This is a genomic window from Halomarinibacterium sedimenti, from assembly GCF_019312585.1.
GTDB classification, from domain to species: domain Bacteria; phylum Bacteroidota; class Bacteroidia; order Flavobacteriales; family Flavobacteriaceae; genus Halomarinibacterium; species Halomarinibacterium sedimenti.
This window is the reverse complement of the sequence record NZ_JAHWDP010000003.1, coordinates 497,748-523,124: the sequence shown is the minus strand read 5'-3', so window position 1 is coordinate 523,124 and position 25,377 is coordinate 497,748. Positions and strand designations below refer to the sequence as shown.

Genomic DNA, 25,377 nt, shown 5'->3' with positions numbered 1-25,377 from the left:
GGTTAAAGGTTAAGCGAAATTAGTCATTAATCCTTATTCATTATTCTTTACTGGTATCGTTCTCCAAATATCGAACTTCCTACACGAATCATGGTACTTCCTTGTGCTATGGCAATTTTATAATCACCACTCATTCCCATAGATAACGTTTTAAAGCTGAAAGCTGTTTTATGAGTATCAAAAAAGTTTTTTAATCGTGAAAATTCTGAAACTAATTGCGCTTCATTTTCTGTAAAGGTTGCCATTCCCATCAAGCCCACAATGTTTACATTTTCAAACTCTTTTACTGAAGCATTATTTAATAAAGCTAGAGCATCTGCTTCCGTCATTCCAAATTTACTATCCTCCTTAGCTATTTTTATTTGAAGTAAACAATCTATAACTCTTTCGTGTTTTTTGGCTTGTTTGTTTATTTCCTTCAGCAGCTTTACACTATCCACTGCGTGAATTAAACTTACAAACTCGGCCATATACTTTACCTTGTTGGTTTGTACGTGACCAATCATATGCCATTCTATATCTTTAGGCATCTGCTCCCATTTGTCGACCATTTCCTGAATTTTATTTTCGCCAAAAATTCGGTGACCAGCATTGTAAGCCTCCATGATATTTGGAATAGGTTTGGTTTTGGAAACAGCCACTAAGCATACGTGGTTGGGAAGTTCTTTTTTAAGATTGGTAATATTTTCTGAAATGCTCATTTAGAATTCATAAATCGTTACACCGCTTCTCAGCTTTGGTTCAATATACGTACTTTTTGGAGGCATGGTTAAGCCTTCATCTGCCACATGTTTCATTTCGTCTATGGTAATTGGAACCAAGCCAAAACCTACCGTAAATTCACCAGAATCTACTTGCGACTTTACAAAGGCTAAATCCCTTTTTCCGTGGGAATAGGCTATACGGTCATCGTGGCGAGGGTCTTCAATTCCTAAAATAGGCTTTAGGACTGAAGTATACAAAATGTAAGTATCTAATGCCTCCAATGCGTTTTTAAAATTGTAATTATCCTTTCGAAGGTATAATGAATAAAAGGCACCGTCCAAATACATACTAAAATGATGCTTTTTTGAAGGTTTGTAATAATCTATTCCACGTTTATCTATTCTGAAAACAGTATCCAGTTGGATTAAAAACTCTTCTTTTGTCATTCCGTTTAAATCCTTTACCAGTCGGTTGAATTCAAATATTTTTAACTCACTTTCAGGAATAAGATATGTCATAAAGAAGTTATACTTTTCTTTTCCTGAATGATTTTTATTTTCACTTTGAAGGTCTTTCGCTAGTAGATAGGAAGAAGCAGAGCGGTGATGACCATCGGCGATATAGACCGCGTCCATATGGTTAAAAATGGTTTCAATTTTTGAAATCATATTTTTATCATCTACGCCCCAAACATAATGTGTATCTCGATAGGTGGTGGTAAACTCATATTCGGCACGAGTTTCCATTACTTTTTCAATGATGGTGTTTAGTTCATTATTGTCGGGATAGGTGAGGAGTACTGCTTCAGCATTGAATCCCACCGTTTTTAAATACTCTTTAAAAATTATTTCTTTTTGGGCTAAGGTATCTTCGTGCTTCTTAATGATGTCCTTCTCATAATCTTCCACACTAGCTGCCGCGACAATGCCATGAAAAACGTTTTCTTCTCGATTTACAATTTTATAAATATAAAAACACGGTTTCTCTTCCTGCATAAAAACCCCATCTTCTTTAAACTCTTGATAGCGATTTTTAACCAACTGGTATCGTGCTTCTCCAGCGATTTCCTTTTGGTATTTATACCCCGGATTTACAATATGTAAAAAGGAAAACGGATTATCTCGTAAGCGTGCTTCTAATTGCTCCTGGGTATAACTCTCATACGAACGGGAAGCTATTAAACTTACCTTGTCGCGTGTGGGTCGTACCGCTTTAAAAGGAATAATTTTAGGCATCTTATAAAAACATTTTTGCTACTTTTTCGGCTTTTCTACTTTCAGCATAATCATAGAATCCTTCGCCGCTTTTAATCCCTAATTTACCCGCCATGACCATATTTACTAATAAGGGACAAGGCGCGTATTTTGGGTTTTTAAATCCGTCGTACATCACTTTTAAAATGGATAGACATACGTCTAGTCCAATAAAATCGGCTAATTGTAGTGGTCCCATAGGATGTGCCATTCCCAGTTTCATCACAGTATCAATTTCTTGAACACCAGCCACGCCATTGTACAAAGTTTCAATGGCTTCATTAATCATAGGCATTAAGATGCGGTTTGCCACAAAGCCAGGATAATCATTTACTTCAACAGGTACTTTATTCAGTTTTTTAGAAATTGCTTCTACTGTTTTATAAGTTTCTGCACTGGTATTATAACCCTTTATAATTTCTACCAACTTCATAATAGGCACTGGATTCATAAAGTGCATCCCAATAACCATTTCGGGGCGAGACGTTACCGCAGCAATTTGTGTAATTGAAATGGATGAGGTATTGGAAGCTAAAATAGTGTCGTCTGGGCAAAACTTGTCAAGGTCTTTAAAAATCTTCAGTTTTAAATCCACATTTTCGGTGGCAGCTTCAATAACCAAACTCGCATATTCTACCCCTTCCTCAAGATTGGTATAGATGGTAATATTTTTTAACGTTTTTTGTTTATCGGCTTCGGTAATTGCTTCCTTTGCCACCATTCTATCCAAATTTTTGGTAATGGTTGCCATCCCTTTGTCTAAGGAGGCTTGCGAAATATCTATTAATTGAACTTTATAATCAAATTGAGCAAAGGTGTGGGCAATTCCGTTTCCCATGGTTCCTGCTCCAATGACAGCTACATTTTTCATAAGCTTTTAAAATTTTTAATAATTTGAAGTGCTACACGCAAAGCTTCGGTGCCTTGCTCTAAGGTTACTATAGGAGTTGTATTGTTATTGATGGCATCAGCAAAAGTTTCAAGTTCGTCCAAAATGGCGTTGTTGTTATTCACTTTGGGGTTATCGAAATATATTTGCTTTCGTTTTCCTTCAGCATTGGTTAATACCATAGCAAAATCATCTTCCTTTTTGGGGGCATTTTTCATTTTTACCACTTCGCACTTCTTCTCTAAAAAATTTACAGAGATATAGGCATCACGTTGAAAGAATCGCGCCTTCCGCATTTTCTTCATCGAAATTCTACTGGCCGTTAAATTGGCCACACAACCATTTTCAAATTCAATACGGGCATTGGCAATATCGGGAGTTTCAGAAATGACCGAAACCCCACTAGCGTTAATGCTTTTTACTTTGCTTTTCACGACACTTAAAATAGCATCGATATCATGAATCATTAAATCTAACACCACGGGAACATCGGTCCCACGCGGATTAAATTCTGCCAAGCGATGTGCCTCAATAAACATGGGTTTATCGAACATATCTTTTACCGCCATAAATGCAGGATTAAAACGCTCTACGTGCCCCACTTGTCCTTTTACGCCGTGCTTTTTTACCAGAGCCAATAAAGCTTCGGCTTCTTCAACAGTTTGAGTAATCGGTTTTTCGATAAATAAATGTTTCCCAGCTTCCACCACTTTTTTTGCACAATCGAAATGATAAATCGTGGGGGTAACCACATCGACCATATCGCAAGCATCAATAAGTGCTTCCATAGTGGGAAAACTTTTGTACCCTAATTCATCTTCAATTTGTTTAGCCGCTTCTTTGTCGGCATCAAAAAAACCTACCAATTCGTATTTGGCAGATTGTTGAAGTAATTTTAAATGAATTTTTCCGAGGTGACCCGCACCTAAAACGCCTGCTTTTAGCATGGAAAATGATTTTTTTCAAAGATACTTTTTTTGAGGGAAAATTACGAAGGAACCCTTTCAAATTACCGAAGGGTTTTAGTAGCTTTGTCAAGAAGCCTTTACGATGCAACAACCTACCATAGAAACCCCACGATTGCTCATTAGAGAGTTATTAGATGCCGATGCAGAGGGCATGTTTGCCTTAGACAGTAACGCCAATGTACATCGTTATTTAGGAAACAATCCCATTAAGACTATTGAAGAAGCTAAAGAAATTATAGGCAAAGTACGAAAACAATATAAAGACCTTGGGATTGGACGTTGGGCAATGATTGAAAAAAATACGGGTGAGTTTATAGGTTGGACAGGCTTTAAATTGAATACGGAACCTGTAAATGGACACCATAACTTTTTGGATTTAGGCTACCGATTGCGGGAAGAATTTTGGGGAAAGGGGTATGCCACTGAATCTGCCTTTGCTTCTTTGAATTATATCTGCACTCATGGGAAGCACGATTCTATTTACGGAATGGCAGAAATCGACAATGAAGCATCCAATGTTATACTGAATAAAAAAGTGGGAATGCACTATGTAAATAGTTTTATGTATGATACTGCGCATTGTCATTTTTATGAAATCACAAAGGCTGAATGGCTAGCTAGAAATTGATAATGAAAGATACATTTACTCATAAAGGTATGCGGAAGAAGTTAGTGGAAACCCTTCGGAAAAAGGGGATTACTAATGAAGCTGTATTGGAAGCTATTAATAAAATTCCACGCCATTGGTTTATGGATAGCGGGTTTATAGATCACGCCTATGTAGATAAAGCCTTTCCCATTGCAGCAGAGCAAACGATTTCTCAACCTTATACCGTAGCAAGACAAACAGAACTTTTGGAGGTGGAAGAGGGAGATACGGTACTAGAGATTGGTACAGGAAGTGGGTACCAAAGTGCGGTCTTATTAGAAATGGGAATTACAGTGTATACAATAGAACGACAAAATGAATTGTTTAAAAAAACGTCCAGATTTCTTCCGAAGATAGGTTATCGACCCAAAAAAATGGTTTTTGGTGATGGTTATAAGGGTTTACCCGAGTTTGCCCCTTTTGATGGTATTGTTGTAACTGCTGGAGCTCCATACGTTCCTAAACCCTTGCTTGCACAATTAAAGGTGGGAGGGAAGTTAGTAATTCCTGTGGGTGAGGATGTGCAAATCATGACTGTATTTACACGCACCAGTGACACCCATTTTGAAAAGAATGAATATGGTGAGTTTCGGTTTGTACCGTTGTTGGAGGATAAGAATTAAATTTTTTATTGTAAAGTAGCATAAGCACGTACTGGAAATGTTCCAACGCCCTTAAATTTAGGTGGAGCTGCATTAAACGTAAACCCCTTATTTGGTAATTGATGTAAATTACATAAATGCTCAACTATTAATATTTCGGCACCTAAAAGGACCGTGTGCGAGGGTCTAGATTTACCTCTCGTGTCATCAATATTATGAGAATCGATTCCTACCAAAACAACTTTTGAATCCCTCAAATATTCTGCTGCTTTTTTTGTTAAAAAAGGATTGTTTTCAAAGTACGCTTCAGTATTCCATTTTATATCCCAACCTGTATGGATGAGTACCGCCTTATTTTCTATTGCATACCCTTTTAAGTTTTCATGTGTTATTTCAATTGTTTCGGTATGGGGAATTCTTATCACTATGGCATCTAAATCCACAAAACGAGATAATTCTACTTCCGATAAGTCTTTTCCATTTTCAAACCTATGAAAAGGGCAATCGACATAGGTTCCTGTATTAGAAACCATTTCAATTTTTCCAATTTGAAACTCCGTGCCTTCTTCATAAAATTTTCTTGATTCTTCTCTACTTAAATAATCACAAATAATAGGAGCAGGTAAGCCTTTGTAGGTGATTATTCCGTTGTCAATTGTATGACTTAAATCGATATGTTTTCTTTTAGTATTCACTATTTTAAGAAACTAAAATGTATAAATAACAATCTTCATACCATTACTTCTCTGCAATCACTTCTATCATGATGGGGCAACAAATGGAAGCTCCATGATTGTTTTCAAGTTGAGCTAGGCCTCTTAAAGCATTTGTAACATCCTCCTGATTTAAATATCCTGTTTCTGCTAATCGAGGAAAAAAGCTTTCATAAAAAGACTTGGGCCACTGCCAAACAAGGTCTTTGGGTGTTGCAAGTTTTGCCATAATGCGTGTGCTTGTAACAGTCATTCCTAATTCGGTTAATATCCTTGGGAGGTGTCTTCCAATGTTGAGGTCGGCATCCATATCTCCAAAACTTTTATAGGCCGCTTTTATGGCTTTAGTGAGTCCGGGAATGCTGGGTTCGGTTTGGTGAGTGGACCAATCGTAATATTCGTGTAGAACCATTCGCCCTCCTGGTTTTAATGCATCGTATACTTTTTTCAGAATTTCTTCAGGGTTCGGAATCCAAGCCAGTGCCCAACGACAATACATCCCGTCAAGGCTATTGGGTGCTAATTGCAAGTCGTTAAAATCTGTGCAGATGGCATCAATACTTAAGTGATTGAGTTTTGCAATTTGATGAAGGTGGTTAATAAATCCTTCCGATTTATCCACTCCCATTACTTTACCTGAAGCTCCTGTAATATAAGCAAGTTCCTGAGTGCAAAATCCGGGACCGCATCCTAAATCTAAAAGGGTTTGTCCTGCATTAAAATGGGCCAAATCCCAACCTTTTTGAGCTTCGGTAGCCCATACTTGGTGTTGAATTCCCAATCGGTGCAATTCAAGTTGGTCGGTACCTAGAATATAAGCATTGGATTCGGACATGGTTAGTATTTGGGTTTTAAAGAATTGTGACTAATAATTAACATATACATTGCCTATAAACGGTTCAGGGTAATCTGGGTCGTTTAAATTTAAAACATAGAAATAAGTACCTACGGGAACTACTTTATTTTGTTGAAGTATTCCAAGATTAGGAATGGCATCCCATAGCCCTTCTTCGTTTCCTCCTTCGTAAATTAAATTCCCTTCACGACTGTAAATTTTAAGATTAAAATCTGGAAACACATCTACGATATAGTATATTTTAAACACATCGTTTAATCCATCTCCATTTGGAGAAATACCCTCAGGTATCATGGGTGGGCATTTTTCTACAATTAGATTGAAAGACGTTGTAGTAAAACAAACTTCATTTTCTAACCGCACATAAATCGTTTGAGGATTACTCGTATTTTCAAATTCTCCAGGATTTTGAATGGGGTTAAGGTTGACGATTGCTTCCGCTTGAGAGGTAAAAAACTGAACCGTTCCTTGCGTGTTTGTGGTAATAAGCTCTAAAAGATCTTCATTTAATAGATTAAAAGTGGCGGTGTTAAATCCTTTGTCACATTCGGTTAAATTAGGTAAATCCACAATGGGAGGAATGGTTCCAAAAGTGACTAAAATTTCAAATTCGTTATTAAATTCATTTAATTCCTGTACGCTTCCCACACCTGTTCCATCATCATCCACCACAGCAAGCAGTGTAAATTGATTTGGGATACTTTCGGGAAGGTCTATTTCTAAAATGCCTGGTTCGCTACCCCCTATGGAGATATCATGTTGTGTTTCCGATTGCCCAATAAGTGTTCCGCTAGCATAAAAAGCTATTTGTGTGCCTGCTAATAAAGTATTTGTGCCTTTGGTATTATAAACTGTATATTCAATAACCAAATCCCGCTGACGACAAGCAAATAGTTCATTATCAATACTAATGGTAGCATCGGGTAGTGGACAAATAATGACTTCTACCTGAAAGCTATCTATGACAAAGCAATCTGGGTTTGAAACACGAATCCAAATTTCCTGAGGATTGAGAGGGTTTTCATAATTGTCGGGATTTGAAATTGGATTTTCATCATTTAATGCCTCACCTTCTGAAAGGTGATATGTAATGGTATTAATAGGGTCGATTTGAGCGGTAGCTTCTGTTAAATCAAAAAACTCTTCACCCACTACATCACATAATTCTAAGTCCGTTAGACCCACAATTTCTGGAAAAACAAGTAAATGAATTTCAACAGAATCTTCATTATTATCTTCTCTTAATTCGTTTATTTCTGAAAATGGATCTACAAATGCACGTAGTGTAAAGTCGGCTGGAACTCCCGCTAGAACAGTTAAAAAAATGCTGCCACTTTCTTGTTCGTCGATGCCTAAATCTACCGTAGTTACAGTGGTGTCTATGAGTGTGTTATTTGCATAAAAACCTAAGGTAGTTCCTGCGGGAAGAATGTCTGTGCTATTTAAGTTGCCAACTGTATATTCAATGGAGATATCCCGGTTTCCACATTCCGGAGTATAGGTAACAGAATCCAAAGTGACTGTTGCGTCGGGTAACTCAGTGTTTAGGACAGTGATAATATTATTAACCATTACCAAATCCTGTCCAGATGTAAGTTCGATGATGGCACTTTGATCTCCAGGCTGGATATTATTTTCGATATTGTAAAAATCAATATCCATATTAAAGAGCTGATCTGAGTTGGTAAAACTATTTGTCCCATTAAATGCATTATCTGCTGGATTTAATGGCGGATTGCTAATGATATTTCCGTTTACACGAAGCGTTTCGTTAACAGCTAAACCCAAATCTCCTTCCCAAGCCAAAAAACCAATTTTAGCACCAATATTGTCCAATACATTTAAGTTTTCAAGAGTAATGGTTAGGTTGGTATTATTTTGGGAAACCCCTTCCATTCCGTCAAAAATATTAACTTGATTAAGATTTAAAGAAGCGTCCTCATAAATTACGGTAACTGCCCAGCCGCCAAAATTGGTAGCATTCCCACAATAGTCTTCAATGACATCCGTTAAATCTAATTCTGATAGAGTATAGGTGCCATTGCCTTCATTTAATAATTGGGTTGTAACATCGGCGAAAGCGGCAAAATAGTTATTTAGTGTGTTAAGTTGATACTCAAACGTTCGTTGTGCTGTAATTGGAACTGCATTTAGCATCACATCAAAATCACCATCGCCAGAGCCAGCCCAATATAAATATGCAGCTATAAGTTGCTGTCCAGCTTGTAGCTGAAAATCTGCACTACTTTGCGTTAATATGACACAATCATTACTTAGTCCATTTTCTTCTGGATTTAATGTATTTCCAAAGGAGAGATAGTCATAACGGCCATTAAATTGCTGAAATAGTTCAATCTCTTGAGAGTAACTCAATAAAGGAAATAGAAATAAGGATAACAGTACAAGTAGACGCATAGCAACGTTTTGATAGCTAAATATACAACTATTTGATAGCTATCTCAATTTTTTTGAAAGCTAGAAACGATGTATTATAAATCTCGCTTTTTCAAAAGGGCGTATGATCCATAAATAAAGATAGCCGTCCAACCCATAACAATGAGTACATCCCAGAATTGTACATCATAATTCTTAGTAAATTCTTCTCCCAACTGATTTGCGGCACTTTTAACTGCTCCTAATCGTGTTCCTGGCTCTTTGATGAGGTTCGCCATAGAATTTAGTGGAAAAAAACGAGTCACGTAAGGAGCAATGGCTTCGGCTTTCCAATATAAAATACCAGTTGAAATTCCTTCAAAAGTTTGCCAAAGGATTAAAAAACCTAAGGCAAAAGCAGATCGTTTTATTAAAATTCCCAAGAATAAACAGAAAGAGAAAAAACCTACTAGTTTCACAAAATACCCAACAAGGTATTGCATATCACTAAATATGATTCCTATCTCATTATAATCTGAATAAATTAATCCTAGAATTAATGACACTACAAATACAAATAAAACAGAAACAACAGAAAACAGTATCACTGTCAAGAATTTTGAAAGGATGAATTCCTTTTTACTTAAGCCATCAATTAAATTCTGTTTAAGCGTTTTATTACTGTATTCGTTCGCCACCATCGATACAATAATAATGGCGAGAAACAACTTAAGCCAAGCCGCTACAAAAGTGTTAAAATGCCAAATAAAAGGAAAGTTGAAAATTCCTTGCTCTGCTAAATGAAACTTAATTGGGCCAATATCAAATTTAATGGCAGCTATAAGGGCAATACAAGTAAGTAAAAAGAAATACCCAAAAATAAGGACTCTACTTACCCGGCTCGTTTTCAGTTTTATTAATTCTATATTAAGAAGTCGTAGCATGGTGGTTAGTTGTTTTTGGTAAGTTCAAGGAATTGTTCTTCAAGACTTTCTTTCTTTTTCTCCAAGCGGGAAAGGACGATGCCTTTTTCAAAAAGTTGTTTGTTTACTGCTGAAGCATCTAAAGACTCATTCAAATATGCAATAAACAAGTTACCTTCTTCTTTGATAGTGCCGAAGGACTTCATTTCTTTTAATGCACTATGCAATGCTTCTCTATTAGGGCTTTCTAACAGTAGGAATCCATGACTTGCATTCATCCCATCCACACTTCCAGTGTACAGACTTACACCTTTTCGTAAAATGACTACGTGGGAGCATACTTTTTCCACTTCATCAAGTAAATGCGATGCCAATAAAATGGTAGTGCCTTGACTTGCTATTTTTTTGATAATTTCTCGAATTTGATGAATCCCCTGTGGATCCAATCCGTTGGTAGGCTCATCGAGAATTAATATTTCTGGATCGTTTAACAATGCCGAAGCAATAGCCAAACGTTGTTTCATCCCCAAAGAAAAAGTTTGAAACTTACTGTCCTTTCTATCCAAAAGACCAACGAGTTCTAATTTTTCTAGAATTTTATCTTCGGGAACTTCTTTAATTTTACAGACCAGTTTTAAATTTTGTTCGGCTGTCATATAAGGGTAAAAGTTAGGACGCTCAATAATCGCCCCTACTTTTCGTAATGCGTGGTGGGTGGTATCACTGCCGTCGAACCAATGGAAATTTCCAGAGGTTTTATTAACGACATTTAATACAATACCTAACGTGGTAGACTTACCACTACCATTAGGGCCTAATATTCCATACACATTGCCCTTTTCAATAGTGAATGACAAATTGTTTACAGCGGTAATAGGACCAAATTTTTTGGTAAGATTGTTTATGGTTAGAATAGGATGCACAAAAAGGGTTTTTGTTGATTAGTTTAAAGTATGACGAATCTAACCCAAATATGTTACAATTCTAAAAATTAATATGACACCTCAATATCGATATTGGCTTGCATCGCTATGGTACTTTCTGGACTACCAAGTGGGCCTGTTTCGGTAATGAGACGAACAAAATCGTGACCAATAAACCCTGCTTGCGGCTGATAGAAATAATACACTTCGCCTGTGGTTTCGTTTACTCGAAGTTCGCTTACTTCAGCATTGTTGGCTTGGGTTAGGATGGAGGTTAAGTTTTTATCTCCAAATGCACCTAAATTATAGGTCAAAGTTTCAGAATTTGAAATACTAGCCGTAGGTGTAAAAATAAGGGTAGTGGTTCTTACTTCGTCATCGTTTGAGCAGCTTACACTAAAAATGAGTGTAATAACTAACAAGGATTTTAAGAGTAGATTTCTCACAACTTTTTTATTTTAAAAGCATCAAAAATCGTTCCTAAAGTCTTATTTAGAAAAGACTTACGATTTATGTTCTTTGTTGAAATATACTAAATAATAATACATCTGCTTCTCCTCATCCCAACCTTTTTCGACAAATTTTTCGGCACTTTCGGGATTAATGAAATCCATTTTAATTTGAATGTTTGTATCCAAATTAATGGTGTTCTTTATTTTTTTACGCGCAGCCGTCACCGCCGTATTAGCAATTGGGAAGGTGGTTAAGTCTTCAATACTGTACTTGGGTGCTTTTTCAGATTTGTAATGACGAAATTCTGGAATAAGGTCTGGGTTATCGATAACCTCGTTCATAAACGCAGTTTCTTCAAACAAATCGTTTTTGGCAAAATGATTTACGGCACGATTCATAAACATCACTTCCTCTTTTTTGTCTTCAGCAGGGAAAACCACGTCTCTGGCAAAATCTTGGCAGAATTTTAAATATTTTTTTGTCTGAAAGTTTTCATCGTGAAACGCATCTACACCCAAAAAGCTTTCTAACCAATAGCGCGCATCGTAGCGATTACTATCGACAGATAGTATTTTATATCCATCTTCTTTTTTATGGTTGAAAATGAGGGCTCCTTTATCCAATCGATTCAAATTAATGCCTTGCTGAAGAATGGCGTCCAACTGATTTTCTTTTTCTGAAAACTGAAGGAAATCTTGTTTTAATTCAGATTTAAAAATCCCCACGGCATCTACCTTTTCGTTGTCAATTTGAAGGTTTTCTAAATACGCCACATATACCTCACCACTCTTAATATGTGGGTGTGTAGATTGATCGAATAAATGTCTTGTAATTTTTTTACTAAGCTCATGAACCTGTTCTGGAGCTTCAAATATTTCGGTCACCAAATTGAAGAGTTCATGAAATTCTAAATCGGTATCATGAGAAAACTGAAAATAATTTTCTTCCTTATCACGAAAAGGTTTCAGGAAAAACTCTTTTAGCAGAGGGGTAATTTCGTCATCCATTTTATAGGGGTCGGCAGAAAGAAATAAAGATTCATTTCGACTTTTGTTCCCCACTCTGTGGATGGATAATGAAGAAATGTGAGTATTATATAAATTAATCATAAATGTCTTTGGGGTAAATTATTTTAATTCCAGTTTTCATCAAAATCGAGGTTGTCGTAATCCTCAGGATCTAAGTCATAATCCTCATCGAGGTCATCTCCCTCAAGGGATTCACCTATAAATTCTTTATCGGGAGCTTCTTCTGGAATTTGTCCGTGAGCAAAAAGTAAATTAGGATAGGTTTTTCCTTCTTCGGGTTCGGCAATTTCGGCAAGTTCCACTAAAAAGGTCCACATATTTAGAAAATCATAGACGTAAATCATTCGGGTTTGCTCTTCATTTAAAATATCTTCAATAAAGGATTCACTCATTACGGGCAATCCGCCTTCATCACTCATATCGAACAAAGGGTATTCATCACCTTGCTCCCAAAGCTCGTTGCTCATATAAAAAGAAGCCATCTCTTGTCCGCCAAATCCAAATGCTTGGGTGATGGCATTGTGAAAGTCTTCTAACGATGCGGTATCATCCATTTCTATATCACGAAACACATCTTCTTGGGTGTCTAAAATAACTCTAAATCGGTAAACCATTTTGAAAAAATTTGGATTGCAAAGATAGTATTATTAATGCTTATTTACTGAAGCGATGCAAGGTAAATGTCATCGCTGCTAACAAGAAAAATGCAACCACTTGATGCAAAATACCTAACCATACAGGAACTTGAAATAATAGCGTAAAAACTCCCAGAATAAATTGAAGCAATACAAGTCCTACCAAACCATTAATTCCTTTTTTCTGTAGCGGAGTGAGTGTCATTTTATGACTTTTCCAAGCTATAAATAGAATCATACCTACAACCACATACGCTAAGTAACGATGCACAAACTGAACCCCACTTTTACCTTCTACAAAGTTTTTCCAAACAGGGCTTTGCTCAATATATACGGTTTCGTGCATCAATTTTCCCTCACTCATGAAAGGCCAGTGATTGTGAATCCAACCCGCGTCGAGTCCAGCCACAAACGCACCCCAAATAATTTGAATGAGTAAAATAGCCATTCCCCATCTTATTAGATTTCTAAAAGATGTATTAATCACTTTTTTAGTTGGATAGATGAGGTCTAACGCCACCCATAATGTATATGCAAAAGTGATAAATGCGGTAGTAAGATGCATTGCTAATCGATAATGACTTACATCGGGGCGATCGACCAAACCACTTTTTACCATATACCAACCTAAAAACCCTTGAAAACCACCTAAGAAGAGTAGAATAAGCGACTTTTTAATGGTTGGTTTCGAGAGTTGCTTTTTAAGTAAAAAATATACAAATGGAATGATAAAAACAACCCCAATGGCACGCCCAATTACCCTATGAATCCATTCCCAGAAATAAATGTCTTTAAACTCCTCGAGGGTCATTTGGTGATTTATTTTCTGGTATTCAGGATATTGTTTATATAAATCAAAAGCTTCGTTCCACTCCACTTCGTTCAAAGGCGGAATGGTTCCAGAAATTAGTTGGTAATTGGAAATAGAAAGTCCAGAGTGGGTTAGGCGTGTAATTCCACCAACAACTACCATGATAAAAATTAAGAAACACCCAGTAAGCAGCCAGTAAATTACCTTTTTATTATCTTTCATATTACGCTTTCTTCAAACCAATTTCCTCGGCTTTTTTAAACATAAACACTTTGGCAGCTTCATACTCATTGGGAATTTCTCCTTCCAAAATAGCTTCCTTTATAGCATCTTTAATAATACCAATTTCTCGGGAAGGTTTTAAATTGAATGTTTCCATGATTTCTTCTCCCGAAACAGGGGGTTGAAAATTTCGCACATGATCTCGCTCTTCAACTTCCACCATTTTATCCCTAACCAATTTAAAATTGTTATGATACTTTTTGAAGCGTTTCGGGTTTTTGGTAGTAATGTCTGCTTCGCAAAGCGTCATTAAATCATCTACATACTCGCCAGCATCAAAAATGAGCCTTCGCACAGCGCTATCGGTTACGTCGGTAGCAAGTACAATAGGGCGGGAGCTCATTAATACCATTTTCTGAACAAACTTCATTTTTTCGTTCAATGGCATTTTTAGCCTTTTGAAAAGTTTATACACCATTTTTGAACCTACAAATTCATGTCCGTGAAAGGTCCATCCGTTCTTTTTATCAAATCGTTTGGTAGGTGCTTTGCCAATATCGTGCAATAATGCTGCCCAGCGTAACCACAAGTCATTGGTTGTTTGGGAAATATTATCAACTACCTCAAGCGTATGCCAAAAGTTGTCTTTATGCAATTGCCCTTCTTTTTCTTCAATGCCTTGCAAAGCGACCAACTCCGGAAAAATATAGGGTAATAACCCAGTTTTATGTAATAATGTAAACCCAATAGAAGGAGTGTCGGCCATTAAAATTTTGTTGATTTCATCCACAATGCGTTCTTTGGAAATGATATTAATTCTTTCCGCATTTATAGAAATAGAATCAAGGGATGTTTTGTCAATTTTAAAATTCAATTGCGTAGCAAAACGAATGGCACGAAGCATGCGTAGTGGATCATCACTATAGGTAATATCTGGGTCTAATGGTGTTCTAATTCTTTTTTCTTCAATGTCTTTTAATCCATTAAAGGGGTCAATTAATTTTCCGAAGGTATCTTCATTGACACTAATTGCCAGGGCATTAATTGTAAAATCTCTTCGGTTTTGATCGTCTTCCAAGGTGCCATTTTCCACCGCAGGGTTTCGGCTATTTTCTTCGTAGGATTCTTTACGAGCACCTACGAATTCCAATTCTAAATCAGCAGTTTTTAGCATGGCAGTTCCGTAGTTTTTAAATACCGAAACTTTAGGCTTGCCAGGGAGTAAATTGGAAACCTCTTTTGCCAAATCAATGCCGCTGCCTACCGCTACAAAATCGAGGTCTTTTGCATCACCACGTTTCAAAATATAATCCCTAACAAATCCACCAATCACATAGGTCTCCAAATGCAGATTGGAAGCTGCTTGGGAAACTACTTTAAAAATAGGGTCTTGAAGTGCGTTTTTAAAAAACTGCGGCTGCTGCATTTTAAGGTCTTATTCTCTAATTATCGTAACCGCTCCATTGTTTTTTAACTTAATAATACTCGATGGTTTTGCGGGTTTGCTATTTCGATACAAATTTACGACATAGTCCACGCCTTCCAAAATAAGCGGACTTATTTCTTTAAAAGTTGCAGGTGTTTTTTCGCCGCTAAAATTGGCCGAGGTAGAAACCAACGGACGCTTTAATTTTCGAATCAAAGTTTTGCAAAAATCGTCTTGTACCACACGAATACCCAAAGAATTGTCTTCGGCAATGAGGTTTTCGGCCACCCGTATGGGGTCATCATAAATTACCGTCGTAGGTTTTACAGCATATTTTAAAATATCGTAGGCCACTTCGGGAACTTCTTGCACATATTGATTGAGCATTTTAAAATCGGATACCAAACAAATAAGAGCTTTGCTTTCGGCCCGTTTTTTAATTTTATACACTTTATCTATAGCTTCAGCATTGGTAGCATCACAGCCTATTCCCCAAACCGTATCGGTTGGGTAAAGGATTACACCACCTCGTTTTAAAACCGCTAATGCATTTTCAATTTCTTCTCTCATTTTTTAAAAAATGGATTCTATTTTTTGTTGTTGTTTAAGCGATTTGCTTAATGGAGCTTGTAAAAGTAATATATAAAACAATTTTCTATATTTTGGCTTAACTATGCTACTAAAAAAATATTTAATTTGAAGAAAAGTCAATAGTACGTAGAATGAAATTAACCCATAGTGTTTCCTTACAACATAGAGCAAAGAGATTTTGAGTTCGATTTTATATTTTACTGATTTAGGGGTGCTTGCTCCATGATAATGAATAAAAATACCTTCTGGTACTAGATATGCTAATTTATTAATATTTAATAATCTTTTACAGATGTCTGTTTCTTCATGAAATAAAAAAATATTTGTATCAAATCCACCTACTGCATTGAAATCATTAGATCTAAAAAACATAAAGCTACCTGCAACATATTGCCCTTTTTGTGGTGAGTTGTATAATATTTTCCGCTTTGGATACTTTGAAGGGTTTATTTTTTCAAGAAATTTTCTTCCAAGTATTTCTCTTGACACTGAAGCAAAATGGTCAATAGTAGGTTTTATTTTTGTTTTACCTTCTGAAAATGCTTGGGGACCACATACACCTACATTAGGGTGACTATCCATAAACAATTTTAAAATCATTAAACAATCATTTTCAAGATAGGTGTCATTATTTATAAAGGCGAAATATTTTCCAGAGGCATGTTGCACTCCAATCATGTTACCACCACCAAATCCTGTATTAATATTACTTCTTACTAATTTTATATTATGGTTATGGATAATAGAATCTACAAATTCCTTTACTTTAAAATAACTATATTTCTTAGATGCGTTGTCAACAATAATAAACTCACAATTAATCTTTTTTGAAGTATGTGAAAAAAGAGATTTTAAACAATTAATGGTATAGTTTTCTGAGTTGTAATTTATTAAGATAACCGAAATATCAATCATAGAAATATATTATATTAATTGTTTACGTTTCAACCATGCCTTAAACAATTTATTTGTAGTATAGATTTTATGATTAGCAAGATATCTATTTTAATGGGATTTGTAAAATAATTAGATCATTGAAAAGTACTTCTTAAAAAGGTTATATTTGAACTTGTTTTTTATGAAAATGAAAACTTCATTATTGGTTTCTACATATAATTGGCCTGAAGCACTAAAACTTGTTTTTAAAAGTGTTGAAAACCAAACTATAAAACCTGATGAGTTTTTAATTGCAGATGATGGTTCTAAGCCAAAAACAAAGGAGCTAATAGATTTATACACTCAAAAAACCACTGTTCCCATAGTACACGTTTGGCACAAAGATGATGGTTTTCGTCGCTCTTCTATTTTAAATAAAGCTATTGCAAAAGCGACTGGAGATTATATAATACAAACCGATGGTGATTGTATATTACACAAAGACTTCATTAAAGATCATATAAATAATGCACAAGAAAATTGTTATCTGTTTGGAAGTAGGGTTAGTATTTTAGAACCTTATTTAAATGTACTTTTCGGAAATGAAAAGATACATTTTCATTTTTTTTCCAAAGGCATTAAAAAACGTGGTCGCACTTTAAGAATACCATTTTTAGCAATTAGACATACCCCAAAAAGTGAACTTTCGCACAAGCTTAGGGGATGTAATCTTTCGTTTTGGAAAAAAGACTTTTTAGCAGTGAATGGCTACAATGAAGCCATGACAGGTTGGGGTAGAGAAGATTCTGAATTGATTGTAAGAATGCTCAATAATGGAGTTAAAGGGAAAAGATTAAAATTTGGTGGAATTGTATATCATATATGGCATAAAACCGCCTCAAAGCATAATTTTAATAAAAATGATGAAATACAAAAAGAAGCCATTGACAAAAAACTGAATTGGTGTGAAGATGGAATTAACAAATACCTTTAATTTTTTTCTAAGTACTTGTTAATGGCTATTGCTGCTCTTTGTGAAGCAGTACTGTTAGGGGCTTGATAAAAGTTTTCATCGGTTATTTTTTTCTGGATTTCCTTGTAGTTTTCAAAATTGGAAAAAGCATTTTTTAAAGCGTTATTCAATTCGTAAACTTCTTCAATCACTTCTCCTAATTTCCAGAACCTATAATTAGAATTGTTTTTATAAATAACCTTTTGTGTATTAATAAATATACAAGGTCTAGGTTTTAAAATAAATTCATACACTTGGCTAGAAACTTCTCCCAAAAAAATGGAAGCTGCGTTTAAATAGGTCATTTCTACGCTTTCTTCGCTTCCTAAATCTATAAAGATATGATCTGCTTCAAAATATTTTTTAGAAATTTGAGCAGCATCCTCGCCACCTTTATTTTTAAATAAATTTATGTGAGGAGCAAAAATGAGATTATATTCTTTTTGGTTATAGAAATACTCTAAAATATCCAACCCCATTTTATGCCAGGAGGAATACGGAGGAGAAAAATGTGGATTGTACAGCACAACTGGCTTATTATTTTTAAAAAAGTGTTTTTTTTGAGATAGATTAACTGCGTCTATTTTTGGGTAACCAATAATTACAGGATGGGGACCTAACAATTGCTTTTCTTTAAATTGTTGGTAATGAAAAGGACCAAAAAGTAATTGAAAATCAAAATCCAACTGGTCTTTATTGTAACTATAATCCCTACCGGGTGCTCCATGTGGAAATTTTAAAAATTTAGGAGAGATTTTTCCTCCTCTTGCTTTTAATAGTTTATGGTGAAAATAATCGGTGAAAACTACAGCATCAAAATTATTGAGCAAATATTTTTGGTTGGTGGTCATCCAGAAACCTTTTCGAGGAAGATCTCTATTTTTTAGTTTGTCGGTAAATGCACGAAACCAATGTGTGTGTTTTTGTACAACTCTAATCTTATGGTCTTTAAATTTTGAAAGAGAATGGTATAAATATTTGTGTTCCCCAGGGTAAGTAAGAATAGAAACTTCATTGGTTCTAGATAATTCAACAGCCACACTTATAAAGTGATTGATATGATGAATTTCATCCATATGAAAAAAACCAATTCTTTTTGATGTCATTTTTAACTAATTTTTCGATATAACAACCACAAATTCACATAGCGTTTAAACACGGAAAATGCGTTGATATAGGCTAGTATAAATCCTTCTTTTCCGTCTAAGATTCCTAACCGAAGTAAGTATTGGTGCCAAAAACGGTAAAAGGGACGAAACAAAAAATGGGATAAGTTGGGCTTCTTTTTCTTTTCATATAGCATCTGAGCCTGCAATTGGCTATAGCGATGCAATTTCCCAGTATAATCATCAAAACTCTTGTAGGTATGATGCGGAACGCGGGTTTTTAATTTGGACGTGGCACCCATAACCTGAAGCGTTTCGTGTACCAAATTACCATCGTATTTTCCACATTCTTTTTTGAATAATCGTATCACCCAATCTGTTTGGAATCCGCTGTATTTTATTTTTTTCCCCATAAAATACAACTGCCTGCGAATGTAATAGGCATCTGCTTTTGGGTTTTTAAGTGTTTCTAAAATTTCAGATTTTACCTCAAGCGTGATTTCTTCATCTGGATCAAAAAACAAAACCCAGTCATGGGATGCTTTGGAAATGGCAAAATTCTTTTGAGCACTAAAATTATCAAAGGTTCTTTCAAACACTTTTACCTTTTCAAATTGTTCGGCAATTGTTACCGTATCATCACTACTAAAGGAATCGACAATAATAATTTCATCAACAAAATCGAGGCTTTTCAGAAAATCGGGGAGGACTTCTGCTTCATTCAGTGTAATGGCAAGTGCCGTAATTTTGGGTAGTTGTTCCAAGAATGGCTGTTTGTTTCAGCAAAAGTACTAATTTTACTCGCAAGGCGAGGATTAAAAATTTTTAGAATCTAGCTTTATAAAAAATCCTTTTAATACTCAAAGTGGCAAAGCTTCCTATTTTAATGTACCACAAAATCTGTGCTTCAGAAAGTGAAGGATTGACTATTTCTGCGTCGAAGTTGGAAGCGCAATTTCAGTACCTTTCTGAAAAAGGATACCGAAGCTATCATCTTTCCGAATTGATGGATCTGAAAAAACTCCCTTCTAAAAAATCTGTGGTAATTACCTTTGATGATGGGTATGTAAGTCAGTTAGAATATGCCGTTCCTTTGCTTGAAAAGTACCATTTAAAAGCGACCTTTTTTATTCCACTGAAATATTTAGGACAAACCGATGCTTGGAATACACCTTCGTATCCGCTAATGACAGCCGAACAATTAAAAAGTTTGAATCCAGATAATATCGAATTGGGCTATCATTCCTATGCCCACCAAAAATATAATGAATTGTCACTTTCCGAAATAGCGGAAGACACGAGAAAAGCATTTGAAACCGATTCTAAAAATGAATTGTCACTCACGTCTACTTTGGCGTATCCTTATGGGAAATTCCCTCGTAAAAACCCTGAAAAAGAGCAGTTTTTTAATCATTTAAAAGAGCAACAATTCACCTACGGTTTGCGAATTGGGAATCGAGTCAATCATTTTCCCTTTAAAAACCCTTTTGAGATTAACAGGATTGATGTAAAAGGGGAGTATTCATTAAAAAAATTTCAACGGAAGTTGAAGTTTGGGAAGTTGTTTTAAAAGATTTTGGCTTTGATCCTTCTTTTGTCTTTCCGTGCTACGACACGGAATCTATTTTAATGGACACCAAATCAAGTTTGGTGTGACAAGTCATTTCATTCCTCTTTGCAACAACAATAACTTTACATACCTAGAAAAAACTCCGTAGGCATTCACTGCCGAAATGGTTAATCCAGGAATCCCATCTTTAAATCCACCTTTTAAAAAATAGCTGCTAAAAAACCGAAAGGTAGGCTTAGTAAATAGTAAGAACAAAGTAGCTTTCCTCCCCTTTTTCTGAAGTTGCTCTGCTTGAAACCACGCATAACTTTCCCGCTTTTCGATATAATATTCCAAGCCTTTATAGGTAAAGTGAAGGACAGGATTTTTCAGCTTACCAATGCTACCGTTTACGTGTAGTTTTTCATGAACCAATCCAGTATATTTGGTTCCTTCTCGTTTTACCAATCGCAACACCTTACTGCTGTGGTGGTATAGAAACCGATTCATAAAAAAATGCAGAAAATTGAGTTTATATCCTGAGTGTTTCCCACTTGTAATGGCTTCTAAAATTTCTATTTGTAACGGATAGGTAATCTGTTCATCGGCATCAAGGAATAGAACCCAATCTCCTGTAGCATGGTCCAAAGCAAAATTCTTCTGATTCGAAAAATTATCAAACTCCCTTTGCAGGGTTTTAGTCGTAAATTTTTCAGCAATTGCAACGGTACTATCGGTGCTAAACGAATCTACCACAATAATTTCGTCGGCAAATTGTACCGACCGAAGGGCAGCCTCCACATAGGCTTCTTCGTTGTAGGTGGGCATAATAACCGAGAGTGTTGGCATACCACAAATGTACTGTGTTTTCTTAAACCAAAAAAGAGGCGTAAATTTGCTAAATAATTAAACAGATACTTTGGATAGTTTAGGAATTTCAGTCATTGTAAGCACGTACAACAGCGAAGCTTGGCTTCAGAAGGTGTTGGAAGGGTATAAATACCAAACCTACAACCACTACGAGGTGATTGTAGCCGATGATGGTTCGCGAGCGTCTACGAAAGAGTTGATTGATTCTTTCAAAAAAGACTATCCCGTGCCGTTACGCCATATTTGGCATGAAGATGAAGGCTATCGCAGACAGCGTATTTTAAATATTGCCATTACCGAAGCGGCGATGCCGTATATTTTGTTTACCGATGGCGATTGCATTCCGCGGAAAGATTTTGTGGAGGTACACGCAAAATATGCCGAAGAAGGCTATTTCCTTTCGGGTGGATATTGCAAATTGCCCATGAAAACCAGTGAAGTCATTGACGAAGATGATATTCGCAACGAACGTTGTTTTGATGTTTCTTGGCTAAAGAAGCAGGATAAGTTAAAGGGTACGCAAGCCTTAAAATTGAATAGTGGACCTGCTTTGGCTTCTATTTTAGATTTATTGACACCCACCAATGCCAGTTTTAATAATTGCAATTCTTCGGCGTGGAAAGAAGATTTAATTGCCATTAACGGCTACGACGAACGTATGCAATATGGAGGTCCCGACCGTGAATTGGGGGAACGTTTGGAAAACTTCGGGATTAAGTCGAAACAGATTCGGCATAAAGCGATTGTGCTTCATTTAGATCATGCACGCGGCTATAAAACAAAAGAATCGCTAGAGAAAAACCTTGCCATTCGAAAAGAAGTGAAGGACCAAAAGAAAGTTTGGACTGAACATGGAATTGAGAAAAAGCCTCAGGCTAACTCATAAACTCCTACCTTCCAAAAGGTAGTTCCGGCTTTGCTATTCACTATTTTAAAATTAGTTTCTTTTAGGTTAGGATGGTCCTTAAAGTACTCCCAACACCCCTTTCCTTCTCTAAAAATAGAAACAATAAGTTTTCCGTCCTTTTTTAAGTGATTGATGATGGTTGAAATCACTTTATTTTTTTTGGAGTCGTGAATGTAATAAAAGGCTTCATTTATAATAATGGTATCAAAATCTTGCGGAGGGGTAAAGTCTAATAAATCTTTGGTTTTAAATTCAGCGTTGGGAAAATCTTGCGCTTTAGCCATTTTTATAGACTCTTTGGCATAATCTACCCCTAAAAAATAGTCATATTCGTCGTAGGTCATTCTTCGGTTTAAAATTCCGTCGCCGCATCCTAAATCCAAAATTGATTTTGGCTGAAACTCATTAATAAAAGCATTGATTTGCTGGTATCGCACCGATTCGTGATCACTTCCTAATTTTGCCCATTTTCCTCTTCGGTATTGCCTATTAAATTTAAACTTGCGTTTCCAATGCTTTAATCTATCGATGAGGTTCATGGTTTAGTTTTTAAAATGATTGGTAAGGTACGGCTCTAATTTTTGAAGGATGATATCTGGCGTTAATTTACGATAGAGCGTTTCAGGATTTTTTTCAATTTCCTTTTTCTGTTCACGGGTAAGACTATCGTAATACTCTGGATCATCTTCAAATAAGTGAATAGAATCGTGCATTTTTCCGTCTTCAAAACTATTCCAATGGCTTTTGGTGATGTATGGCGAATAAATGGTAAACGTAGGTTTGTCGAGTGCCTTGGCAATGTGTACGCTTCCGCCTTCGTTAGAAATAAGCATATCACATTGGTTCATTAATTTAATAAATCCCCGAATAGAATCCTCGTAGATTCCCATATTTATTTGGGCTTTCTGCTCACACAATTCGTAGATTTTTTGAGCATCTTCTTTTTGGTGGGGTGCATAGTTAAAAAGAAAGGTGGCTTGATACCTTTGCGCTAAAGTGTCTATAATTTTCGCTGTGTATTCATACGGAAGGGACTTATTGGGCGTACTTCCCAAAACACCCAGCATAATGACGGGTCGCTTTAGGCCTTCAAGTGTATTGTATTGTTGTTCTGCTTCAGTTAAAAAGATTTTATACTTGGGATCTGGATGTTCCATCCCAAAGGCTTTTTCAAGCAGGTTCATTCGGTCCTCCAAGGCTTTTCCGCAGGGAAGGGATGTCTTATCCAAAAATTCAATTTCGTGGGTATAATATTTCAGCTTTAAATTTTTGCCTTTCCGTTTGAAGCCTACTCTTTTTGGTGCTTTAGACAAATAGGTCATCATTCGGCTTTGGAATTTTGAATAGGGATCAATAATAATATCGTAGTGTGCTTTTTTCACCTCCCGAATAGTTTTCATCAATACAGGAAGTTTTTTTAACTGCTTGTCGTTGGCACGAATGATTTGATCGATATTGGGATTGTTTTCAATCACTCCCGCCGTATAATCGTAAACAAAATACGTGATATGGCACTCGCCGAAATGCTTTTTTAGGTTATTTGCCAACACCGAAGCGATAAGCACGTCCCCAATTCTTTTGTTCTGTATAACAAGAATTTTAATCATATCCTTTACCTTCGCAAAGTATCTCTTTTTTTGAAGTTATTAAAATGATTTCCACTCTTGTGGAAAATAAATTATGAAGGAAACCTTTGTAGTACATACCAATTTTATTGCCGATAGTGATGCTTTGTTACAATGGTTAAAGGACTTTGACGCGAAGGGGGAATATGTTGTAAAAGGAGAACGAAATAGCATAAAAAAGTATAAAGTTGAAGGTGCTTTTGTCAATGCGAAAAAGTTTAAAACGCCTAACATTTTTCAGAGCTTGGTATATCAATTCCTTCGGAAAAGTAAAGCACGACGCTCTTTTGAATATGCTGAAAAATTGATTCATTTAGGGATTCACACTCCCTTTCCTGTGGCGTATTACGAGCGATTTGTATTCGGACTCAAAGAAAGTTTTTACATCTCTCAACACTTGGAATACGATTTCGATTTTCGGGTATTAAATCACAACCCGAAATGGCCCAATCGAAAAGAAATTTTGGAACAAATGGCCACATTTACGTTTCAATTGCACGAGCGAAACATCAACTTTATGGATCATTCCCCAGGGAACACGTTGATTATTGAAAAGGATAAAGGAGACTATGAATTTTATTTGATTGACTTAAACCGTATTCGATTTGAAAAGATGAATTTTCACCAACGCATGAAAAACTTCCGTAGATTATGGCTTTCCAAAACGATGATTAACATCATGGCGCCCATCTATGCGAAGCTTTATGGAACAACAGAAGCCGAAACCTATACATTGATGACGTTCTATAGCCGTAAGTTTCAGCGGAAAGTGAATTCCAAGAAAATGAGAAAACGAAAAAAACGAATATTTAATATGTAGGCTATGAATCCAAAGGTGGTAGATCGATTTTTAGACAGAGCCAAAAAATGGAAGGAAGAAATGACCTTGTTGCGAAACATTTGCCTCGATTGTGGATTAACCGAAGATTTTAAATGGATGCATCCCTGTTATACTTACAAGGAGAAAAATGTTGTATTAATCCACGGATTTAAAGCGTATTGTGCATTGCTTTTTCACAAAGGAGCACTTTTAAAAGACTCTGAAAATATATTGGTGCAACAAACTAAAAATGTACAAGCCGCACGGCAACTGCGTTTTACAAGTGCAAAGGAAATTCTAGAATTAGAAGCAACCATTAAGGCCTATATTTTTGAAGCCATTGAAGTAGAAAAGGTTGGGCTGGAAGTTCCGATGAAAAAGACATCAGAATATGAGTATCCCGAAGAATTACTATTAAAATTTAAAGAAGATCCAAGTTTTAAAATGGCTTTTGAAGCCTTGACTCCAGGACGACAACGTGGTTATTTATTGTATTTTTCGCAAGCAAAACAATCGGCTACACGCATCTCCAGAATTGAAAAAAACACCCCAAAGATTTTTGATGGGAAGGGGTTTAATGATAAATGACCTT

The 25,377-nt window shown here is 36.0% G+C and carries 28 protein-coding genes; 7 read left to right on the top strand and 21 right to left on the bottom strand.

The annotated features are described in order from the left end of the window. Positions 1-47: 47 nt before the first annotated feature. The 4 genes from KXJ69_RS09715 to KXJ69_RS09700 are packed head-to-tail and all read right to left on the bottom strand — an operon-like array spanning position 48 to position 3,794. On the bottom strand, positions 48-701 hold the full coding sequence (locus KXJ69_RS09715) for a YggS family pyridoxal phosphate-dependent enzyme (protein ID WP_219052893.1): 654 nt from the start codon (positions 699-701) through the stop codon (positions 48-50). Continuing rightward, positions 702-1,940, bottom strand: coding sequence for a DUF1015 domain-containing protein (locus KXJ69_RS09710; protein ID WP_219052892.1), 1,239 nt, complete (start codon positions 1,938-1,940; stop codon positions 702-704). 1 nt (position 1,941) lies between these two features. Continuing rightward, entirely contained in the window at positions 1,942-2,829 is an 888-nt protein-coding gene (locus KXJ69_RS09705) for a 3-hydroxybutyryl-CoA dehydrogenase (protein ID WP_219052891.1), read from the bottom strand. Then, entirely contained in the window at positions 2,826-3,794 is a 969-nt protein-coding gene (locus KXJ69_RS09700) for a Gfo/Idh/MocA family protein (RefSeq protein ID WP_219052890.1), read from the bottom strand. The genes KXJ69_RS09705 and KXJ69_RS09700 overlap by 4 nt, the downstream gene beginning before the upstream one ends. A 103-nt stretch (positions 3,795-3,897) precedes the next feature. On the opposite strand from KXJ69_RS09700, the gene KXJ69_RS09695 reads away from it, so the two are divergent. Continuing rightward, the gene (locus tag KXJ69_RS09695; RefSeq protein WP_219052889.1) at positions 3,898-4,443 is read left to right on the top strand and encodes a GNAT family N-acetyltransferase; all 546 of its coding nucleotides are present in this window, start codon (positions 3,898-3,900) and stop codon (positions 4,441-4,443) included. Positions 4,444-4,445: 2 nt separating this feature from the next. Next, on the top strand, positions 4,446-5,087 hold the full coding sequence (locus tag KXJ69_RS09690) for a protein-L-isoaspartate(D-aspartate) O-methyltransferase (protein ID WP_219052888.1): 642 nt from the start codon (positions 4,446-4,448) through the stop codon (positions 5,085-5,087). 5 nt (positions 5,088-5,092) lie between these two features. Here KXJ69_RS09690 and KXJ69_RS09685 read toward each other — a convergent pair whose 3' ends face one another. From KXJ69_RS09685 to KXJ69_RS09630, 12 genes are all read right to left on the bottom strand, one after another. Further along, positions 5,093-5,761: a cyclase family protein gene (locus tag KXJ69_RS09685; protein WP_308701037.1), complete on the bottom strand. Its 669-nt coding sequence runs from the start codon at positions 5,759-5,761 to the stop codon at positions 5,093-5,095. Positions 5,762-5,804: 43 nt separating this feature from the next. Then, complete coding sequence (locus KXJ69_RS09680) at positions 5,805-6,614, bottom strand: methyltransferase domain-containing protein (protein WP_219052887.1); 810 nt, start codon at positions 6,612-6,614, stop codon at positions 5,805-5,807. Positions 6,615-6,644: 30 nt separating this feature from the next. After that, complete coding sequence (locus tag KXJ69_RS09675; RefSeq protein ID WP_219052886.1) at positions 6,645-9,050, bottom strand: FIDD domain-containing protein; 2,406 nt, start codon at positions 9,048-9,050, stop codon at positions 6,645-6,647. A gap of 74 nt (positions 9,051-9,124) precedes the next feature. Continuing rightward, a complete protein-coding gene (locus KXJ69_RS09670; protein WP_219052885.1) occupies positions 9,125-9,952 on the bottom strand; it encodes an ABC transporter permease in 828 nt (275 codons plus the stop codon). A gap of 5 nt (positions 9,953-9,957) precedes the next feature. Further along, the gene (locus KXJ69_RS09665; protein ID WP_219052884.1) at positions 9,958-10,854 is read right to left on the bottom strand and encodes an ABC transporter ATP-binding protein; all 897 of its coding nucleotides are present in this window, start codon (positions 10,852-10,854) and stop codon (positions 9,958-9,960) included. A gap of 68 nt (positions 10,855-10,922) precedes the next feature. Continuing rightward, entirely contained in the window at positions 10,923-11,300 is a 378-nt protein-coding gene (locus KXJ69_RS09660) for a hypothetical protein (RefSeq protein ID WP_219052883.1), read from the bottom strand. A 57-nt stretch (positions 11,301-11,357) separates the two neighbouring features. Beyond that, positions 11,358-12,416 carry a nucleoid-associated protein gene (locus KXJ69_RS09655; protein ID WP_219052882.1) on the bottom strand — a complete coding sequence of 353 codons (1,059 nt, stop codon included), beginning with the start codon at positions 12,414-12,416 and terminating at the stop codon, positions 11,358-11,360. A gap of 23 nt (positions 12,417-12,439) precedes the next feature. Continuing rightward, complete coding sequence (locus KXJ69_RS09650; RefSeq protein ID WP_219052881.1) at positions 12,440-12,949, bottom strand: IS1096 element passenger TnpR family protein; 510 nt, start codon at positions 12,947-12,949, stop codon at positions 12,440-12,442. Positions 12,950-12,989: 40 nt separating this feature from the next. Continuing rightward, entirely contained in the window at positions 12,990-14,003 is a 1,014-nt protein-coding gene (locus KXJ69_RS09645) for a COX15/CtaA family protein (protein WP_219052880.1), read from the bottom strand. A gap of 1 nt (position 14,004) precedes the next feature. Beyond that, positions 14,005-15,429, bottom strand: coding sequence for a CCA tRNA nucleotidyltransferase (locus tag KXJ69_RS09640; protein ID WP_219052879.1), 1,425 nt, complete (start codon positions 15,427-15,429; stop codon positions 14,005-14,007). A gap of 9 nt (positions 15,430-15,438) precedes the next feature. Further along, the gene (locus tag KXJ69_RS09635) at positions 15,439-15,999 is read right to left on the bottom strand and encodes an L-threonylcarbamoyladenylate synthase (protein ID WP_219052878.1); all 561 of its coding nucleotides are present in this window, start codon (positions 15,997-15,999) and stop codon (positions 15,439-15,441) included. Positions 16,000-16,002: 3 nt separating this feature from the next. Continuing rightward, positions 16,003-16,935, bottom strand: a complete 933-nt coding sequence (locus tag KXJ69_RS09630) for a glycosyltransferase family 2 protein (protein ID WP_219052877.1) — start codon at positions 16,933-16,935, stop codon at positions 16,003-16,005. A 169-nt stretch (positions 16,936-17,104) separates the two neighbouring features. Here KXJ69_RS09630 and KXJ69_RS09625 point away from each other — a divergent pair, with 169 nt between their 5' ends. Beyond that, positions 17,105-17,890: a glycosyltransferase family 2 protein gene (locus KXJ69_RS09625; protein WP_219052876.1), complete on the top strand. Its 786-nt coding sequence runs from the start codon at positions 17,105-17,107 to the stop codon at positions 17,888-17,890. On the opposite strand, the gene KXJ69_RS09620 is transcribed toward KXJ69_RS09625, so the two are convergent. Beyond that, positions 17,887-19,014, bottom strand: a complete 1,128-nt coding sequence (locus tag KXJ69_RS09620) for a CDP-glycerol glycerophosphotransferase family protein (protein ID WP_219052875.1) — start codon at positions 19,012-19,014, stop codon at positions 17,887-17,889. The genes KXJ69_RS09625 and KXJ69_RS09620 overlap by 4 nt on opposite strands. A gap of 2 nt (positions 19,015-19,016) precedes the next feature. After that, positions 19,017-19,778: a glycosyltransferase family 2 protein gene (locus tag KXJ69_RS09615; RefSeq protein ID WP_219052874.1), complete on the bottom strand. Its 762-nt coding sequence runs from the start codon at positions 19,776-19,778 to the stop codon at positions 19,017-19,019. 122 nt (positions 19,779-19,900) lie between these two features. Between KXJ69_RS09615 and KXJ69_RS09610 the strand changes: the two genes are divergently transcribed. Further along, a complete protein-coding gene (locus KXJ69_RS09610; RefSeq protein ID WP_219052873.1) occupies positions 19,901-20,584 on the top strand; it encodes a polysaccharide deacetylase family protein in 684 nt (227 codons plus the stop codon). A gap of 90 nt (positions 20,585-20,674) precedes the next feature. Here the strand turns inward: KXJ69_RS09610 and KXJ69_RS09605 are convergent, their stop codons facing one another. Continuing rightward, complete coding sequence (locus KXJ69_RS09605; RefSeq protein WP_219052872.1) at positions 20,675-21,412, bottom strand: glycosyltransferase family 2 protein; 738 nt, start codon at positions 21,410-21,412, stop codon at positions 20,675-20,677. A gap of 70 nt (positions 21,413-21,482) precedes the next feature. Here KXJ69_RS09605 and KXJ69_RS09600 point away from each other — a divergent pair, with 70 nt between their 5' ends. After that, positions 21,483-22,319: a glycosyltransferase family 2 protein gene (locus tag KXJ69_RS09600; protein ID WP_219052871.1), complete on the top strand. Its 837-nt coding sequence runs from the start codon at positions 21,483-21,485 to the stop codon at positions 22,317-22,319. Here KXJ69_RS09600 and KXJ69_RS09595 read toward each other — a convergent pair. Beyond that, positions 22,304-22,879: a class I SAM-dependent methyltransferase gene (locus tag KXJ69_RS09595; protein ID WP_219052870.1), complete on the bottom strand. Its 576-nt coding sequence runs from the start codon at positions 22,877-22,879 to the stop codon at positions 22,304-22,306. The genes KXJ69_RS09600 and KXJ69_RS09595 overlap by 16 nt on opposite strands. 3 nt (positions 22,880-22,882) lie before the next feature. Beyond that, a complete protein-coding gene (locus KXJ69_RS09590) occupies positions 22,883-23,947 on the bottom strand; it encodes a glycosyltransferase family 9 protein (RefSeq protein WP_219052869.1) in 1,065 nt (354 codons plus the stop codon). A gap of 73 nt (positions 23,948-24,020) precedes the next feature. Between KXJ69_RS09590 and KXJ69_RS09585 the strand changes: the two genes are divergently transcribed. Further along, the gene (locus KXJ69_RS09585) at positions 24,021-24,785 is read left to right on the top strand and encodes a lipopolysaccharide kinase InaA family protein (RefSeq protein ID WP_219052868.1); all 765 of its coding nucleotides are present in this window, start codon (positions 24,021-24,023) and stop codon (positions 24,783-24,785) included. 3 nt (positions 24,786-24,788) lie between these two features. Then, positions 24,789-25,373, top strand: coding sequence for a YdeI/OmpD-associated family protein (locus KXJ69_RS09580; RefSeq protein WP_219052867.1), 585 nt, complete (start codon positions 24,789-24,791; stop codon positions 25,371-25,373). The last annotated feature ends 4 nt before the right edge of the window (positions 25,374-25,377 follow it).

Coding starts and splice junctions, on each gene's coding strand:
- KXJ69_RS09620 (WP_219052875.1), bottom strand. CDS start 19,014: ATGACATCAAAAAGAATTGGTTTTTTTCATATGGATGAAATTCATCAT.
- KXJ69_RS09590 (WP_219052869.1), bottom strand. CDS start 23,947: ATGATTAAAATTCTTGTTATACAGAACAAAAGAATTGGGGACGTGCTT.
- KXJ69_RS09650 (WP_219052881.1), bottom strand. CDS start 12,949: ATGGTTTACCGATTTAGAGTTATTTTAGACACCCAAGAAGATGTGTTT.
- KXJ69_RS09655 (WP_219052882.1), bottom strand. CDS start 12,416: ATGATTAATTTATATAATACTCACATTTCTTCATTATCCATCCACAGA.
- KXJ69_RS09605 (WP_219052872.1), bottom strand. CDS start 21,412: ATGCCAACACTCTCGGTTATTATGCCCACCTACAACGAAGAAGCCTAT.
- KXJ69_RS09715 (WP_219052893.1), bottom strand. CDS start 701: ATGAGCATTTCAGAAAATATTACCAATCTTAAAAAAGAACTTCCCAAC.
- KXJ69_RS09695 (WP_219052889.1), top strand. CDS start 3,898: ATGCAACAACCTACCATAGAAACCCCACGATTGCTCATTAGAGAGTTA.
- KXJ69_RS09595 (WP_219052870.1), bottom strand. CDS start 22,879: ATGAACCTCATCGATAGATTAAAGCATTGGAAACGCAAGTTTAAATTT.
- KXJ69_RS09635 (WP_219052878.1), bottom strand. CDS start 15,999: ATGAGAGAAGAAATTGAAAATGCATTAGCGGTTTTAAAACGAGGTGGT.
- KXJ69_RS09680 (WP_219052887.1), bottom strand. CDS start 6,614: ATGTCCGAATCCAATGCTTATATTCTAGGTACCGACCAACTTGAATTG.
- KXJ69_RS09625 (WP_219052876.1), top strand. CDS start 17,105: ATGAAAACTTCATTATTGGTTTCTACATATAATTGGCCTGAAGCACTA.
- KXJ69_RS09690 (WP_219052888.1), top strand. CDS start 4,446: ATGAAAGATACATTTACTCATAAAGGTATGCGGAAGAAGTTAGTGGAA.
- KXJ69_RS09675 (WP_219052886.1), bottom strand. CDS start 9,050: ATGCGTCTACTTGTACTGTTATCCTTATTTCTATTTCCTTTATTGAGT.
- KXJ69_RS09710 (WP_219052892.1), bottom strand. CDS start 1,940: ATGCCTAAAATTATTCCTTTTAAAGCGGTACGACCCACACGCGACAAG.
- KXJ69_RS09645 (WP_219052880.1), bottom strand. CDS start 14,003: ATGAAAGATAATAAAAAGGTAATTTACTGGCTGCTTACTGGGTGTTTC.
- KXJ69_RS09585 (WP_219052868.1), top strand. CDS start 24,021: ATGAAGGAAACCTTTGTAGTACATACCAATTTTATTGCCGATAGTGAT.
- KXJ69_RS09640 (WP_219052879.1), bottom strand. CDS start 15,429: ATGCAGCAGCCGCAGTTTTTTAAAAACGCACTTCAAGACCCTATTTTT.
- KXJ69_RS09700 (WP_219052890.1), bottom strand. CDS start 3,794: ATGCTAAAAGCAGGCGTTTTAGGTGCGGGTCACCTCGGAAAAATTCAT.
- KXJ69_RS09610 (WP_219052873.1), top strand. CDS start 19,901: ATGTACCACAAAATCTGTGCTTCAGAAAGTGAAGGATTGACTATTTCT.
- KXJ69_RS09580 (WP_219052867.1), top strand. CDS start 24,789: ATGAATCCAAAGGTGGTAGATCGATTTTTAGACAGAGCCAAAAAATGG.
- KXJ69_RS09670 (WP_219052885.1), bottom strand. CDS start 9,952: ATGCTACGACTTCTTAATATAGAATTAATAAAACTGAAAACGAGCCGG.
- KXJ69_RS09630 (WP_219052877.1), bottom strand. CDS start 16,935: ATGATTGATATTTCGGTTATCTTAATAAATTACAACTCAGAAAACTAT.
- KXJ69_RS09705 (WP_219052891.1), bottom strand. CDS start 2,829: ATGAAAAATGTAGCTGTCATTGGAGCAGGAACCATGGGAAACGGAATT.